The sequence below is a fragment of the Bacillus sp. z26 genome (assembly GCF_058313635.1).
Genome location: NZ_JBZFQM010000002.1, coordinates 758,944 through 774,206, shown reverse-complemented (window position 1 = coordinate 774,206; position 15,263 = coordinate 758,944). Strand labels below are relative to the sequence as shown.

16 protein-coding genes are annotated in these 15,263 nt (G+C 35.2%); 9 read left to right on the top strand and 7 right to left on the bottom strand.

Annotation, left to right across the window (positions count from 1 at the left end):
- Nucleotides 1-485: 485 nt before the first annotated feature.
- Entirely contained in the window at nucleotides 486-686 is a 201-nt protein-coding gene (locus tag AC4G3K_RS08905) for a hypothetical protein (RefSeq protein WP_491133094.1), read from the bottom strand.
- Between the two features lie 284 nt (nucleotides 687-970).
- Between AC4G3K_RS08905 and AC4G3K_RS08900 the strand changes: the two genes are divergently transcribed.
- From AC4G3K_RS08900 to pepF, 6 genes are all read left to right on the top strand, one after another.
- Nucleotides 971-1,552: an N-acetyltransferase gene (locus AC4G3K_RS08900; RefSeq protein WP_491133093.1), complete on the top strand. Its 582-nt coding sequence runs from the start codon at nucleotides 971-973 to the stop codon at nucleotides 1,550-1,552.
- Between the two features lie 356 nt (nucleotides 1,553-1,908).
- Nucleotides 1,909-2,304: a transcriptional regulator SpxA gene (gene spxA / locus AC4G3K_RS08895; RefSeq protein WP_066101447.1), complete on the top strand. Its 396-nt coding sequence runs from the start codon at nucleotides 1,909-1,911 to the stop codon at nucleotides 2,302-2,304.
- A 269-nt stretch (nucleotides 2,305-2,573) separates the two neighbouring features.
- Nucleotides 2,574-3,233 (top strand): adaptor protein MecA, encoded by a 660-nt coding sequence (gene mecA / locus AC4G3K_RS08890; RefSeq protein ID WP_491076538.1) that lies wholly within the window; start codon nucleotides 2,574-2,576, stop codon nucleotides 3,231-3,233.
- 188 nt (nucleotides 3,234-3,421) lie between these two features.
- Entirely contained in the window at nucleotides 3,422-4,936 is a 1,515-nt protein-coding gene (cls, locus tag AC4G3K_RS08885) for a cardiolipin synthase (RefSeq protein WP_491076539.1), read from the top strand.
- Between the two features lie 120 nt (nucleotides 4,937-5,056).
- Complete coding sequence (locus AC4G3K_RS08880) at nucleotides 5,057-6,208, top strand: competence protein CoiA (protein WP_491133092.1); 1,152 nt, start codon at nucleotides 5,057-5,059, stop codon at nucleotides 6,206-6,208.
- Between the two features lie 51 nt (nucleotides 6,209-6,259).
- Nucleotides 6,260-8,071 (top strand): oligoendopeptidase F, encoded by a 1,812-nt coding sequence (gene pepF, locus AC4G3K_RS08875; protein ID WP_491076541.1) that lies wholly within the window; start codon nucleotides 6,260-6,262, stop codon nucleotides 8,069-8,071.
- Between the two features lie 240 nt (nucleotides 8,072-8,311).
- On the opposite strand, the gene AC4G3K_RS08870 is transcribed toward pepF, so the two are convergent.
- The 5 genes from AC4G3K_RS08870 to AC4G3K_RS08850 all read right to left on the bottom strand — a co-directional run bounded on the left by AC4G3K_RS08870 (nucleotide 8,312) and on the right by AC4G3K_RS08850 (nucleotide 11,601).
- A complete protein-coding gene (locus AC4G3K_RS08870; RefSeq protein ID WP_491076542.1) occupies nucleotides 8,312-8,494 on the bottom strand; it encodes a hypothetical protein in 183 nt (60 codons plus the stop codon).
- Nucleotides 8,495-8,808: 314 nt separating this feature from the next.
- The gene (locus tag AC4G3K_RS08865; RefSeq protein ID WP_491077173.1) at nucleotides 8,809-9,693 is read right to left on the bottom strand and encodes a ClpXP adapter SpxH family protein; all 885 of its coding nucleotides are present in this window, start codon (nucleotides 9,691-9,693) and stop codon (nucleotides 8,809-8,811) included.
- A complete protein-coding gene (locus AC4G3K_RS08860) occupies nucleotides 9,686-10,090 on the bottom strand; it encodes a globin domain-containing protein (RefSeq protein ID WP_491076543.1) in 405 nt (134 codons plus the stop codon). The genes AC4G3K_RS08865 and AC4G3K_RS08860 overlap by 8 nt, the downstream gene beginning before the upstream one ends.
- A 237-nt stretch (nucleotides 10,091-10,327) precedes the next feature.
- Entirely contained in the window at nucleotides 10,328-10,999 is a 672-nt protein-coding gene (locus AC4G3K_RS08855) for a lytic transglycosylase domain-containing protein (RefSeq protein WP_491133090.1), read from the bottom strand.
- Between the two features lie 17 nt (nucleotides 11,000-11,016).
- A complete protein-coding gene (locus AC4G3K_RS08850) occupies nucleotides 11,017-11,601 on the bottom strand; it encodes a CYTH domain-containing protein (RefSeq protein WP_491076545.1) in 585 nt (194 codons plus the stop codon).
- 270 nt (nucleotides 11,602-11,871) lie between these two features.
- Between AC4G3K_RS08850 and yjbM the strand changes: the two genes are divergently transcribed.
- The 3 genes from yjbM to AC4G3K_RS08835 all read left to right on the top strand — a co-directional run bounded on the left by yjbM (nucleotide 11,872) and on the right by AC4G3K_RS08835 (nucleotide 14,337).
- On the top strand, nucleotides 11,872-12,495 hold the full coding sequence (gene yjbM / locus AC4G3K_RS08845) for a GTP diphosphokinase (RefSeq protein WP_491076546.1): 624 nt from the start codon (nucleotides 11,872-11,874) through the stop codon (nucleotides 12,493-12,495).
- Between the two features lie 22 nt (nucleotides 12,496-12,517).
- On the top strand, nucleotides 12,518-13,315 hold the full coding sequence (locus AC4G3K_RS08840; protein WP_491077174.1) for an NAD kinase: 798 nt from the start codon (nucleotides 12,518-12,520) through the stop codon (nucleotides 13,313-13,315).
- A 119-nt stretch (nucleotides 13,316-13,434) separates the two neighbouring features.
- Nucleotides 13,435-14,337: an RluA family pseudouridine synthase gene (locus AC4G3K_RS08835; RefSeq protein ID WP_491133088.1), complete on the top strand. Its 903-nt coding sequence runs from the start codon at nucleotides 13,435-13,437 to the stop codon at nucleotides 14,335-14,337.
- 101 nt (nucleotides 14,338-14,438) lie between these two features.
- On the opposite strand, the gene prpE is transcribed toward AC4G3K_RS08835, so the two are convergent.
- Nucleotides 14,439-15,185: a bis(5'-nucleosyl)-tetraphosphatase PrpE gene (gene prpE, locus AC4G3K_RS08830; RefSeq protein WP_491133086.1), complete on the bottom strand. Its 747-nt coding sequence runs from the start codon at nucleotides 15,183-15,185 to the stop codon at nucleotides 14,439-14,441.
- Nucleotides 15,186-15,263: the final 78 nt, after the last annotated feature.

Here is a 15,263-nt window from a genome sequence, read left to right as displayed (position 1 = left end):
CATACAGATAAAAAGAATTGGCCAAAAATGTACTGCACCCAATTGTTAGACACATCTTACAATTGGGTGCAGTTTTTTATGGCTAAATATAGTGAGGAATATAAGCTGCTTATGATTGTGAAAGAGTATCACGATGGAAATATAGGATAGGATCTCTTGGCTAAGAAACATTAGAGGGTCACATCAAAAGCCAATTCTTTTTAATTGCATTTATAGGAAATAGACAAGCAATGATGAGAGTAAGCGTTAGAGAATCTATCTCTGTTTTGCGATTTAATATTGAGAGATTAAGTGAGTGATGTCTGAAGATGAATAGCTATTTAATGGATAGAAGAAATAGCTTTTTAATATTTAGATAAAGTACTTGAATAATTCATTATCCGGATAATACAGTTTTTAGATCACTTTGTAATACCGATATAGCTTTTAGTGAATGCGTAGCGAAATTGAGGACAATATGATATTTTTCTCATAAAAAAGTAATGTTAGTGTTTGCCTTCTTTGTTTCCTTTACCTCCAACCTTCTTAAAACCGGCTGTGGAACGGCTGGATTGGATTACGTATTTAGAACGTTGACGCCTTCCGAAAATCATATTTCCGATACCGTTTGTTAAGGGACCCATAAAAGCGGTCAGACCAATAATCAAACAGGCCACTAAAATAAAATCTGTGATATATTCGCTCATTTTGATTCTCCTTCCAGTATTTCATGAGTGTAAAGTTCTTTACAATTCTATTGTAATAGATTAATAAGTGTCGAAAAAGGGAAAATGTACCTTGATTGTTGATTTTATTCGTATTATTTTAATTCATTATATTAATTGAGAGTTTCCCCTCATAAAGATGATAGACTCATTTGAATGATCCAAGAGAAGCTTAGTGTTCGATATAGTAGATTAAAAGAGACAGCAAAAGAACGCTTCCCGTGAAAGGGATACAGAAATAGATAGACAAGGAGAAGATGCATCGTATGAGTTGGTATCAAAAATTATGTGAATATTTTCCGCAAGAGGAAATGAAATCAGAAGAACATATTAACATGCTGCTAAATCACGGCAAAAAGGATTATTTCCTTGATGAAGGAAAAAGTCATATTCTATTATATGCAGAAAGAGAGAATTTTATCTTTGTAGATTATTTATATGTAATGAGTAATTCCAGAGGGAATGGAACAGGCAAAAAGGTTTTGGAGAAATTGAAATCGAAGGGTAAACTAATATTTTTAGAGGTAGAGCCTGCAGATGAGACAGAAGAAGATTCAGAGAGAAGACTACGTTTCTATAAACGGGAAGGATTTAAGCATGCAAACACTGTCTCCTACATCAAAAATTCTCTTGCCACAAATGAAGATGTGGAATTAGAACTATTATATTGGAGTCCGGAACCAGATGCCGTTATGGATCAAGAAGTATTAAGAGCAATGCAGGAAGTGTATAGTGAATTGCATACGTATAAAGATGAAGAATTATATGGCGGTAAATATAGACCAACTGAGAAAGCACTGAAAATAAAGGAAGATAAATCAGATATTTTAAAAGGAATTACAAGTTGAATTTTTAATTTTCAACTTGTTTTTCTTTTTTTTAAGAGGTTTAACAGCTTTGCTCTCGGGTATATAAATAGTAGATTATATAGGATTGTACAGGTATAGGTCAAATGATATAGAACAAAAGAATGGATTAATATAACATTTATTTCATTTATAGGATAGTGACTTTAATATTTAGTAAATACGGAAACATTTTCTAAAAAATCTCTACACATTCCAGAATTTATCATGTATAATAATTTATATATTTCTTAATTATAATTATTATAATTTAAGTCGTAACATAAAGCATTGTAAAATGTTAAATATATAGCTTAATCGGGATAAGGGAACTTTAAGAATAGGGAGAGTGACAGGGAATGGTTACACTTTACACATCACCTAGCTGTACGTCATGTAGAAAAGCAAAAGCATGGTTAGAAGAACATGATATTCCATATAAAGAACGAAATATTTTTTCTGAATCATTAAGTCTAGATGAAATCAAAGAGATCTTACGTATGACTGAGGATGGTACCGATGAAATCATATCAACACGCTCAAAAACTTTTCAGAAGTTAAATGTAAATCTTGATAATTTACCATTACAGGAATTGTTTAATATCATCCAACAAAATCCCGGCTTATTAAGAAGACCAATTATCATTGATGAGAAACGTCTGCAAGTTGGTTATAATGAAGATGAAATCAGACGATTTTTACCTCGTAAAGTAAGAACATTTCAACTACGGGAAGCACAGCGCTTAGTCAATTAGTTTTTAATGATTAATAAACGATTAATAAACCCCCTGCCTGGACAGCAAGGGGTTTTTTAGTGTATCTTAAATTATTAGACATAATTATTTTATGAAATATAGGCTTTTTGTTTCCCACTATTCTTTATTTGTCATAAAATAAAACTACCACCTGCTTTATAAATAGTACATCCATGATTAACAATTTTTAAAACAGGGAAAAGATATAACAACCTAGTTTGGGGGTATATCCCTTCAATTACCTCAAACCAGAAGGGAGAGAGTGAATCATGGAAATCGAACGCATTAATGAGAATACTGTAAAATTCTACATTTCATATGGAGATATTGAAAAGCGAGGCTTCGATCGAGAAGAAATCTGGTATAATCGTGATCGAAGTGAGGAACTTTTCTGGGAAATGATGGATGAAGTGCATGAAGAAGAGGATTTTACTGTCGAAGGCCCACTTTGGATTCAGATTCAAGCTCTTGAAAAAGGGTTGGAGATTTTAGTCACTAGAGCCCATTTATCCAAGGATGGTCATAAATTCGATTTGCCAATTGATGATCCCGCCAATTCTGTTGATGTGAAAATTGAATCCATGCTTGAAGAGCATTTTCAAACTAATCACGCGATAGAAGAGCAAATAGCAGAGGATGAGACATTGGAGTTTGTCCTTTCATTCAAAGACTTTGAAGATGTCATTGCGTTAAGTAAAACAAATGGAATCCAAGGAGTTATGACTAAACTGTTCTCCTTTGAAAATATATATTATTTGTATGTTGAATTCCCGGACGGAGATTTTGCAGAAGAGGAAATTGATAATATGCTATCAATTTTACTTGAATATGCAGATGAGTCTGTGGTAACGATTCATAGGCTCGAAGAATATGGCAAAGTGATTATACCTAATGATGTAATCTCAACTGTAAGTCAATACTTTGCATAGTTTACATTCATTGAAGGCTGATTTCCTGAAGGAAGTCGGCTTTTTTGTAGGTTCGTTTTTATGAACCCTTACACAAAGAGAACATTTTTTGGTAATAATGGATAATGCCGATAAGGTATTTGAGTCAATAGATCAATTATGGGGTATAGATAATGGAAGTTTTGCTAGGAAATGGATAGGTGGGGATTATGAAGAATTTTATTAATGTTCTTTTGTTTATCGCAATTTTAGGAGTAATTGGTTTGGTATATGGGGAAAATTACAATGGAAATTATATTCATTATGGAAGTATACTGTTTACTTTATCTGTTTTTTTCATTGCATTTGTTATTTTTATGGAAAATCGACATCCTACACAGACGGTTACATGGTTGATTGTGTTAGGAGCATTCCCTGTAGTAGGTTTTTTCTTTTATCTGTTATTCGGAAGAAATTTTAGGAAAGAAAAAATCTTTAAAAAGAAATATTTTTTAGATAAGCAAAAGTATATGGATATAACCGGAGAAAAAGAAAAAAAATTACTGGAGATTGCTGATGAAAATCAGGATTATAAGCAATTATTCAATCTTGCTGAACAAATTGGAAACACACCAATCTCTTTATCTACTGAAACCAGAGTCCTTACAAATGGAAGAGAAACGTTTAATGCCATTAAAGAAGCATTAATGCAAGCTAAAGATCACATACATATAGAGTATTATATTGTACGCCACGATACATTGGGGAATGAAATTAAAGACATATTGATTAATAAAGCAAAAAACGGTGTGAAAGTACGATTTCTCTATGATGCTGTTGGTTCATGGACTCTTTCCGGTAAATATCTGAATGAAATGAGAAAATGGGGGATCGAGGTAGTAGCATTTGGCCCTGTAAGGCTGCCCTTTTTAAATAATAAATTCAACTTTAGAAATCATCGTAAAATCGTTGTGGTTGATGGTAATATTGGATTTGTTGGCGGATTAAATATCGGAGATGAATACCTGGGCAAAGATGAAAACTATGGATTTTGGCGTGATACTCATTTGATGTTAAATGGAGAAGGCGTCCGCAGTTTGCAATTAATTTTTATGCAGGATTGGTATTACATGACCAATCATAGCTTTTTGACAGATGAGTATCTGGCACCCATGCAAACAGATGGTGAAAAAAGGCATGGAGGAGTGCAAATTATTGCGGGGGGGCCGGATAATGAACACAGCATTATTAAAAATATCTTCTTTTCTATGATCGTTTCAGCAAAAAAGTCAGTATGGATCGCTTCTCCCTATTTTATCCCGGATGAAGATATATTTTCTGCTTTAAAAATTGCTGCATTAAGCGGCGTAGATGTTCGATTATTAGTGCCAAGCAATCCAGATAAAAGAATTGTATTCCATGCTTCCAGATCCTATTATCCGGATTTGTTGGAAGCAGGAGTGAAAGTTTATGAATATCGAGAAGGATTCATGCATTCAAAAATCATCATAGTTGATAGTGAGCTTGCCTCTATAGGTACTTCGAATATGGATATGAGAAGCTTCCATTTAAATTTTGAAGTAAATGCTTTTCTCTATAAAACTGAAAGTGTACAAACATTGGTTAATGATTATTTACATGATTTATTGGTTTCTAATGAGCTGCATATAGACATCTTTAAGGAACGTAATTTTGGCATGAGAATGTTGGAATCATTATCAAGATTGTTATCCCCAATGCTGTAATTTTTGAATCAATCAGGGGGTGTGTTCATCAGATTGACAAATAGATTTTCATTAGCACGAAGGGTTATGGATAGTAATCGAGAATAAAGGTATGTATATGACACCGAAAGGAGACTGTACATGCTGGTTGCTATTAATAAAGATAACAAGCAAATCCATGCAAAGAATATTATAAATAAGCATGTGGAAGAGTACCGCTGTCCTGCGTGCCTCAATCGAGTAATCCACCGTTCAGGTCCACGTACGATTCCACATTTTGCTCATCACTCCAAAGAGACTTGCCAAGCAGCAGCTGAATCTGAGACGGCAGATCATCTATCGGGGAAACATAATTTATACCGATGGTTAGTAAGCTGTAAAATGGATGTCGAACTGGAAAAATACTTAGCTAAAATAAAACAAAGGCCTGATATTTATGTGAGGAATCAAAACCAGGCTTATGCGATTGAATATCAATGTTCGCCTATTCATGAGGAAATATTTTTAAAAAGGACACTAGGGTATATAAATGCTGATATTGTTCCCATCTGGATTTTCCACAAACATTTCATTAAACGAAAGAGCCAGTATCTGTGGAAATTAAACTCTACCCTTAAATCTGCCCTCAACAAATCTTCTTCCGCTTTTCTCCTCTTTCATGACCCTAAGCACCCTAATTCTATAATGGCACTCGTAAATATTATACCTGCTTCAATAGAACAGCATTTTGGACAAATGGTAAGTATATGTTTAACGGATATCCTGACCCTGAAAAATATTGTATCCCCTCCCGTAAAAGAAATTTCATATCTAAACGAGTGGTTTAAAAAACGTAATTTGCTACTACATAATGAAATACGGTACAAAGGTTTAACTAGTAAGTTGATGAAAGAATTTTATCAATCAGGGGTATCTCCTTATAATGTACCTGAGTTTGTAGGAATTCCTTTGTTAAGTGGCTGCATGTACAGGGTGCCGGCCTTTACCTGGCAAGGATTCATCTATATAGATTTAATGAATGAGTTCAGATTGCGTGGATCAATAAGTGAGAGATGGATTCATAGTAGATTTTTGGAAAGAATAAAGAATAAAGATATTATTATAAATAAATGTCCTTTAATGAATCAGAATATTTTCGCTGCATTAAAAGAATATCTTAATTTTCTCAGAAAAATAGAGTATTTGGAAAAGATAAGTACAAATCATTATATAATAAGAGAAGAGTTCACTTTAGCTGATAATCTTAATGAGATCATCAAATTAAGGTTATTCGATTTTTTTGAAGGGAATTAAAGGTATTATGAAGAACAATTATGTAAGAAGTAAATGATTGGAGGGAACTGCATGACTGCAGAAGTAAAACAATTACCTGAAAGAAAAGACATACCAGTCGAAGATACGTGGAGACTGGAGGATATTTTCCCAAGTGATGAAGCATGGGAAAAGGAATTCAAGGAAATTCTGGCGGAATTGCCAAAAGGAGATCAATATAGAGGGAAATTGGGAGATAGTGCTGATACTTTATGGCAGGCGTTGCAATTCCAGGATATGATTACTGAAAGACTTGGACGCTTGTATACATATTCTCATATGAGATACGACCAGGACACCGGTAATACATTTTATCAAGGAATGGACGATCGGGCACGGAATCTATATTCGCAGGCCGCCAGTGCTTTTTCCTATATTTTACCTGAGATATTGGCGATTGATGAAGAAAAGATCAATCAATTTATGCAAGATAAAAAGGAACTTTCCCTGTATGAGCAATCTTTAAAAGAGATTAATCTGCAAAGGCCTCACGTTCTTTCAGCTGAAGCAGAAGCCTTATTGGCCCAGGCATCAGAAGTTATGGGGACTGCCTCCAATACGTTCGGCATGTTAAATAACGCTGATCTTCGTTTTCCTACTGTTAAAGATGAAAACGGAGAAGAGGTTGAACTGACTCATGGACGGTACAGCAGATTTCTTGAAAGCAGCGATCGCAGAGTTCGTGAGGAAGCCTTTAAAGCGATGTATAAGACGTATGGACAATACCGCAATACATTTGCGAGTACTTTATCCGGAACGGTAAAGAAAGATAATTTCTATGCAAAAGTACGTCATTATGATTCTGCCAGACATTCTGCGTTAAGCAATAATAATATTCCGGAAAGTGTCTATGAAAACTTAATCAATTCCATTCACAACAACCTGCATTTATTACATCGTTATGTAAAATTGCGTAAGAAGCTATTGGGTGTGGATGAACTGCATATGTATGATTTATATACACCATTAGTAAAAGATGTGAAAATGGATATTCCATATGATGAGGCCAAAGAATATGTGTTAAAAGGACTTGAGCCTCTGGGTGAAGAGTACATTAATGTATTAAAAGAAGGATTTGATAATCGTTGGGTGGATGTTCAGGAAAATCGCGGTAAACGAAGTGGTGCATACTCCTCGGGTTCATATGGAACTAATCCATATATTTTAATGAACTGGCAGGATAATGTGAATAACTTATTCACACTGGCACATGAGTTTGGCCATTCTGTGCATAGCTATTACACACGCAAGAATCAACCATACCCATATGGTAATTATTCAATCTTTGTAGCTGAGGTAGCCTCTACTACAAATGAAGCGTTATTAAATGATTATTTGCTTAAAACGATTGATGATGAGAATAAAAAGATCTATTTATTAAATCATTATCTTGAAGGCTTTAGAGGGACCGTATTCCGTCAGACGATGTTTGCTGAATTTGAACATATCATTCATAAGATGGCACAGGATGGAGAAGCTCTGACAGCAGATAGTCTTACTCAGAAATATTATGAATTGAATAAAAAATATTTTGGTAATGATATTGTCATTGATGAGGAGATTGGCTTGGAGTGGTCTAGAATTCCTCATTTCTACTATAATTATTATGTCTACCAATACGCGACAGGATTCAGTGCAGCAGCTGCATTAAGTAAACAGATATTAGAAGAAGGACAACCGGCTGTTGAGCGCTATATTGATTTCTTAAAAGCAGGTTCAAGTGACTTCCCAATTGAGGTTCTTAAAAAAGCTGGTGTAGACATGACTTCGTCGCAACCAGTTGAAGAAGCTTGTAAAGTCTTTGAAGAAAAATTGAATGAGATGGAAGCTTTATTAAATAAATAAGAAATAGACTAACTTATATAGCACAGACCGAGTTTAAGGTCTGTGCTTTTATTATGTAAAAGTAGGAATGAAGACAGGTCGAGACAGCAAAGATTTATCGAAATATAAAAAGACAGCAGAGCGTAGAAAATCTGCTGTTAGGTTGGGTACGTATTTGCCAGCCCTAGTAGTTATATTTTGAGGTCTCATTAGTAAGAGATAAGTTGCAATCTCTTTCATGTTGGCCAAAAGTTGGTCTGATCAATGTCTTTTAAATCCCTTGAATTTCTTTTGATAACCCATACTGGAAAGTGAGATAAAAAAAGAAAGAAATAATATGGGTGATGATACGTAGAGAGGTATTATGCGCATAATACCAAGTAATTGCAGAAATAAGGCAAATAAAATCAGTACAATTAAGCCGCCAATATAAAATTTTTTCATTGAGATCACCCTTTAATAAAATAGAAGTAAAAGTATTATTTTCTATAAAATATGGTGAGGATAGCGGGAGTATGCAGAGAAAATGACAGAAATGTGAATAAATGAACAAAGTACTTGCATATGTGTTCAAGTTTTGTTATATTACTATTGTGAAGTTGATCACTAGCAAACATTTACCCCTTTGTTTGACCGTGAAAAATTTCTCCCATCCCCTTTGTTCGTATGAAGAAGAAGACTCTGTCCGATTACAGAGTCTTCTTCTTATTTATGCATAAAATATTGTAGAATAATATTAATGATAATAGCGAGTATAATTAATTTTCTGCATATCTCCAATACGTAGTATTGGAGGATGATACCCTCTCAACAGTGCGCTTCAAAAGTAATTTTTTCATTTCTCTTTCAACGTCCTGTTTATCCATTTGATAAATGAAGGTAATTTCGTTCGTGTTAATAATTTGGAAATCCTTAATGCAATCCTCTATAGGAGGAAGTGACTGTGCTTTAGGTGGAAAACCCAACATTTCCTCAAGTATTTGAACATAAACTTCATAAGGATAGGTTCCTGATACCTTTATCCCTTCATCTTCCATCTTTTGATTAAAAAAGACCAAGCTTGGCAAATCAGTTACATCCATTTCCAAAGAGATCTTTAAATCGCATTGAAAAGCCTTTATAGCCCTTTCTGATTGGATATCACGCAAGAATTCATCACAGTCAAGATGGGCTTTACGAGCGCAGGCTAATAATGTGTGCCAATTTGATACACTCTTTTGATCAAGAAATAAAGCCTCCTGAATCTTTTTGAAAAAACGATAACCGGCTTTTTTTCCTTGTAATTCAGCCGCTTTAATCGCAATAGGGGTGATGTATAAAGAGTTTTCAGGATTGCTGATCCAAATATTTTCATCGCAGGAAATCCCTGTTCTGATTGGGCCTGATAGAGGGGATGAATTTTTATGTTGCGCTTTAGTCTTTGAGTTATTCAGTCCTATTTTTTTACTAAATACATATTTTAAAGAAAAGTAGTGTCCAAATTCCAATTTCAATCTTTTTATAATTCGGTCTAACTCAAAGCAGGCTGAACAAGTAGGATCTATAAATATATAAATTTCTAATGGTTTTTCTAATGGTTTAAAAAATTGATGTGCAGAAAGCCAATCTGGCCATTTTGGAATAGAAGAATTAGGTTTATTCATAAAAATCACCTTTTTGCTGGGAATCTTTCGTATTTATCATATGCTCAGCTGTTAAGGTAAGTCTGTTAAATAGATACTCTCTTAAGGGAGATTCTAGTTCGATGGTATCCATAGCCATCTCCATACAGCTCAGCCAGGCTTTGGCACGCAGAGGTGTAACTTCAAAATCGAGATGTCTGGCTCTTAACATTGGATGGCCATGCTCTTCGGTATATAGTGGTGGTCCTCCCAGAAATTGAGTTAGAAATTGTTTTTGTTTACGAGCTGTTTCTGTTAGGTCATGTGGAAATATAGGAGCCAGCAGTGGATGAGAACCCACAAGATCATAGAATGCATCTATTAATTCAGATAGCCGCTCTTTCCCGAATGCATCATATGGAGTTGGATGTTCTTCCATACATTATTCTCCCTCCATGAGTTGATAAGAATAATTTTAACAAGTAGGACCTAAATTTACCAATATCCTGCTTTTTTACCTGTTTTTTTAATTTATGAAAATGGTGTGGTTGTATAATAGTTGTAAGTTTTTAGGGGAATTTGCTTGTTTCAATTATATTTTGGATGTGTATATAAAATTTCTGAGTGTGAACAAAAAGCTGTCCATTTAGATGAACAGCTTTGGTTGTTCTTTCGACTATGCGTAATAGGAGGACATGACTTTATTTACATAATTTTGTGTCTCTTTAAATGGCGGGACTCCGCCATATTTATCAACATTTCCTGGACCTGCATTATAAGATGCTAAGGTCAGTTCAATATCCCCGTTATATTTTGTGAGCATAGATTGGAGATATTTCGTTCCGCCCATAATATTATCATAGGGGTCCATGATATTGGTAACACCAAGGGAAGAAGCTGTCGCAGGCATCAGCTGCATTAAGCCAGATGCTCCGGCAGAACTGATGGCATTGGAATCATAACCGCTTTCCTGCTGAATCACTGCTCTGATTAGTTTTTCAGGAACATGATATTGATTGGCAGCTGCCTTAATAATGTCATCGTAGCCACTAGGCTGTTCCGTATTCCCTGTTTTATTAGTTGGCTGATTGGAAACAGGGAAAGGATTAACAAGCTCTGGTGAAGTAGAAAGTAAGCTTTTATTAAGTAAGGTGGCCAAGGTACCTAAGCCATTACTAGTTTCAGTATTATTACTGGTTGGGTTGCTGGCCGATGTAAGTGCCTCATTCAGCAAATTCTGAAAAGAATTATCAGAAGACGGTATTTGAGATGCAGGTTGAGTATGAGTTGATCTTAGAGATCCCAGGGCTTGAAGCTGAATCATTGTATTTAAGTCTCCTACATTCACTTACGTTCACTCCTCAGTCAGTTTAAAATCATTTGATTGTAAAAGCGTTGTACTTTATTTTTTGTTGGCCGCTTTGGAATATTGGCTTCTCTTAATAGTTGATCAAATTCTTTTTTTCCTTGTTCATAGTTAGTTACTTCAAATTCTACCTCATAATCCTCAATTTGGAAATAGGAGCTATTATCTAAAACGAGCAGGCCGCTTTTATAAAGAACCTCTACCCGTTTTGTTGTCAGGGTACCAAAATAATGAATGGTTTCTGGATCGATATTTAATTCTTTAATCTTATCAGCTATTTTACTATCAGGTATACCGCCGTCTTTTATTATTCTATTGGCCGTCATATGATTCAAATCCCAATTCGTTTCTAGTAGACCTTTCTGGTTTATAAGAGGTTGCTTAAGTGTCATCTCGTAAGATAAATTTTTTTCACGTATACGTAAAGCAGAGTTATATTTTTTTAGGTCAAAGTTTTTAGTGTCAAAATAATGATTTTTTTGAACTGCAAATTGTTCATTTTGTATCCTGAAACGTTCTTTTAGGTGATTAAATTCCTCTTTTGTTAGTATATTTTTAAATTCAATTTCGATTTGTTCGCTCATATGTTCATCCTCCATGATAGAATTATGTATAACCATTATGACTTTTTGATTTGATAACAACAAGCTTAGATATACCTATAATCTTTATGTTAAAATGGTTTTGAACAGTTTAAGGGCAATAATAATACATATCGTATTCATTATAAGTGGGTAACATTCAGTGAACAATTCATAGACATAAAAATTTTAATACATGAAAAAGTCATCATTTTGAAGTTTTCCCTTGCTCGTTGTAAAAGATATTGAATAGTATTTCAGGTGGTGGAATCCATGAGTAGAAAATGGGATGAATTTTTGGCTCCTTATAAACAGGCGGTTGATGAGTTAAAGATTAAATTAAGGGGTATAAGAACTCAATGTGACTTAGAAAAAGAACATTCACCAATTGAGTTTGTTACTGGACGTGTTAAGCCAATCGCAAGTATTCTCGATAAGGCTTATCAAAAGCAAATCCCTGAGGAAAAGCTCGAAATGGAATTGCAGGATATAGCAGGCCTTCGGATTATGTGCCAATTTGTGGATGATATAAAGCATGTAGTTATGCTATTAAGGCAAAGAACCGATTTTGTGATTATTGAAGAAAGAGACTATATTACAAATAAAAAAGCAAGTGGATACCGTTCGTATCATGTTGTTATTGAATACCCGGTTCAAACAATTCACGGGGAGAAAAAAATATTGGCGGAGATACAAATTCGTACCCTAGCGATGAATTTTTGGGCTACAATCGAGCATTCGCTTAATTATAAGTATAACGGACAATTCCCGGAAATTTTACGTAGTCGCTTAGAGAGATTAGCTGAAGCTGCTTTCCATTTGGATGAAGAAATGACACAAATTAAACTGGAAATACAGGAAGCTCAGCGATACGTCTTTAAGAAGAGGGGGAAATAACACTTTACAGGTGGAGATTATGATGAAATATGCAGTCACGTCTAAAGGAGATACCAAATCCAATCATTTCATGGAGCAAGTAAAGGATCAACTCGATAGTCTGGGTGTCATATATGATGAAGATCAACCAGATGTTGTTATATCTGTCGGCGGTGATGGAACATTATTATATGCTTTTCATAGATATAGTTCCCGCCTTGAAAAAACTGCATTTGTGGGTGTGCATACAGGTCACCTGGGTTTTTATGCTGACTGGACGCCAGAAGAGATAGGTAAGCTTGCGAATGCTATAGCTAAAACTCCCTATCAAACCGTGGAATATCCATTACTGGAGGTTACGGTTCGTTACAGTCATGGTGGCAGAGAAGCCAAATATTTAGCTTTAAACGAATCAACGGTAAAAAGTGTGGGTAGTAGTACTTTTGTAATGGATGTAGAAATAAGAGGGCAATCCTTTGAAAGATTTAGAGGAGATGGTCTGTGCGTATCTACTCCTTCCGGAAGTACAGCTTATAATAAAGCGCTTGGCGGAGCCATTATTCATCCATCTATCCCTGCCATACAATTAACGGAAATGGCATCTATCAATAATAGAGTGTTCCGTACAATTGGTTCCCCTCTAATACTGCCGGCACATCATACCTGTATGATGAAACCAGTAACAAACGATGATTTTCAGATTACGATCGATCATTTAAGTCTTTTGCATAAAGAAGTGAAATCGATCCAGTTCAGAGTAGCCGATGAACGAATCCGATTCGCACGATTCAGACCTTTTCCATTCTGGAAAAGAGTACGTGATTCTTTTGTTACAGAATAAGAAAGATATAATAGGTGTCCTAAAAGTATGCAAGTACCTTTTGGGCACCTTTTTTTACTGAATAAACAACGTATTAAGTACGAAAACTACGAAGTATGAATGATAAAAGGAAGGTAACTATGGGGAAGCCATTTACGATGGAGTGGACAATAGAAAATAAGGATTGCAATAAAGTTTTGAGAGAATATTTGGCTGATAAAAAAATATCAAAATCAGCGCTGGCTGATATTAAATTTAAAGGCGGCTACATATTTGTTAATCAGCAAGAAGTGACCGTTCGATACATACTAAGGACTGGTGACCAGGTTAAGATTGTCTTTCCGATAGAAGAGGGAAGTGATCAACTAAAGGCTGAAAAGATTCCGTTGGCTGTTGTCTATGAAGATGACTATGTGTTGGTCGTTCAAAAACCAGCCGGTATGTCTACAATTCCATCAAGAGAGCATCCAACTGGCAGTCTAGCTAATGCAGTTATGGGACATTATGAACAAATTGGACATTTGGCAACTGTCCATATTGTCACCAGGTTGGACCGGGATACATCAGGTATGGTTTTGATTGCAAAGCATAGGCATATACACCATCTATTAAGTCTGTCGCGGTCTGTAAGAACGGTTGAAAGAAAGTATAAAGCCCTTATAACGGGTGTCATTACACCTTTAGAGGGTATTGTGGAGGAGCCCATTGGCCGTATGGATTCAAGTATTATTAAACGTGAGGTTCGTGCAGATGGACAATACGCCTGTACGGAATATACCACACTTCAAGCGTATGAGGCATTTTCACTTTTAGAATTAAAGCTGCAAACCGGAAGGACCCATCAAATAAGAGTACATATGGCTCACAAAGGCCATCCATTGTTGGGGGATGATTTATATGGAGGAAGCAGACAACTGATTGAACGGCAGGCATTGCATTGTTATTCCCTTAAATTTTCTCATCCTTTAACTGGAAAAATACTTTCGTTTGAATGTTCCTTACCGGAAGATATAAGGAATGTCATTAATACTGATGGTAAGTGAGAATAAAATGTACGCTGTGAAGATATTGTCGTAAAATAAAGTGTATATAAATGCAAAATTATACCACACCCTTTCCGAGAGGGGAGGGTGTGGCAATAAAATCATTCAGCATAAGTATGAAATTTTTCCGGAACCGCGGCAAGAGAAGAGGGAACAGAAAAAAAGGTCAGCTCAGGGTAACGCAAGGCAGTTAATTTCCCTCCAAATACAGCTCCGGTATCAATATTATACGTATTATTTTTAATTCTTGGCTCACGAACAGGTGTGTGTCCATAGACAATCATCGGGTTACCTGGGTGATGTTGTGCCCAGTCCCTTCGTTCAGGTCTTCCATCTGGGAGCGTTTTACCAGTTATGTCTCCATATAATACAAATGTTTTTACGGCCTTATGTTTTAATCCTATAAATTCTTTTTTGATACCAGCATGGGCAAGGACAAGCTTTCCTTGATCTAAGATAAGATAAAGAGGTGCAGACTCATATAATTGCATAAATCTGTTGCGTACTTTCTTTCTATCTGGTTTAGACAAAGCATCGAGTTCAGCTATTGTTGTTTCTAGGCCATGAATAGCATTTACTTTATTACCTAGGAAATAACGATATAATTTATTGCAATGGTTGCCTGGAATGTATAAGCATTTTTTTCTTTGTATGGTTAAAGTCCATACAAGATGGATCATCTGGATAGAATTAGGGCCTCGATCTGTTATATCTCCGATAAATACAGGAGTATGATCGTTAGGATGTTCAGGTATACCTTCATCATCAAATTGGTAGCCCATTTTGTGAAATAATGCTATACATTCTTCATAACAACCGTGTACATCACCTATACAATCGTAAATCATTTTAAATCACTTCCTTCTATACCCTATATAGTACCCTTTTTTAATAGGTTTCAATTATATCGGTATAGGAAATTGTAA

What these genes read in the sequence shown, in the direction of transcription:
- AC4G3K_RS08860 (WP_491076543.1), bottom strand. Translation starts at nt 10,090, where the DNA reads ATGGAAGAACATCCAACTCCATATGATGCATTCGGGAAAGAGCGGCTA.
- AC4G3K_RS08905 (WP_491133094.1), bottom strand. Translation starts at nt 686, where the DNA reads ATGAGCGAATATATCACAGATTTTATTTTAGTGGCCTGTTTGATTATT.
- AC4G3K_RS08880 (WP_491133092.1), top strand. Translation starts at nt 5,057, where the DNA reads ATGCTGGTTGCTATTAATAAAGATAACAAGCAAATCCATGCAAAGAAT.
- mecA (WP_491076538.1), top strand. Translation starts at nt 2,574, where the DNA reads ATGGAAATCGAACGCATTAATGAGAATACTGTAAAATTCTACATTTCA.
- cls (WP_491076539.1), top strand. Translation starts at nt 3,422, where the DNA reads ATGAAGAATTTTATTAATGTTCTTTTGTTTATCGCAATTTTAGGAGTA.
- pepF (WP_491076541.1), top strand. Translation starts at nt 6,260, where the DNA reads ATGACTGCAGAAGTAAAACAATTACCTGAAAGAAAAGACATACCAGTC.
- AC4G3K_RS08850 (WP_491076545.1), bottom strand. Translation starts at nt 11,601, where the DNA reads ATGAGCGAACAAATCGAAATTGAATTTAAAAATATACTAACAAAAGAG.
- AC4G3K_RS08840 (WP_491077174.1), top strand. Translation starts at nt 12,518, where the DNA reads ATGAAATATGCAGTCACGTCTAAAGGAGATACCAAATCCAATCATTTC.
- AC4G3K_RS08835 (WP_491133088.1), top strand. Translation starts at nt 13,435, where the DNA reads ATGGGGAAGCCATTTACGATGGAGTGGACAATAGAAAATAAGGATTGC.
- prpE (WP_491133086.1), bottom strand. Translation starts at nt 15,185, where the DNA reads ATGATTTACGATTGTATAGGTGATGTACACGGTTGTTATGAAGAATGT.
- spxA (WP_066101447.1), top strand. Translation starts at nt 1,909, where the DNA reads ATGGTTACACTTTACACATCACCTAGCTGTACGTCATGTAGAAAAGCA.
- AC4G3K_RS08900 (WP_491133093.1), top strand. Translation starts at nt 971, where the DNA reads ATGAGTTGGTATCAAAAATTATGTGAATATTTTCCGCAAGAGGAAATG.
- AC4G3K_RS08870 (WP_491076542.1), bottom strand. Translation starts at nt 8,494, where the DNA reads ATGAAAAAATTTTATATTGGCGGCTTAATTGTACTGATTTTATTTGCC.
- AC4G3K_RS08865 (WP_491077173.1), bottom strand. Translation starts at nt 9,693, where the DNA reads ATGAATAAACCTAATTCTTCTATTCCAAAATGGCCAGATTGGCTTTCT.
- yjbM (WP_491076546.1), top strand. Translation starts at nt 11,872, where the DNA reads ATGAGTAGAAAATGGGATGAATTTTTGGCTCCTTATAAACAGGCGGTT.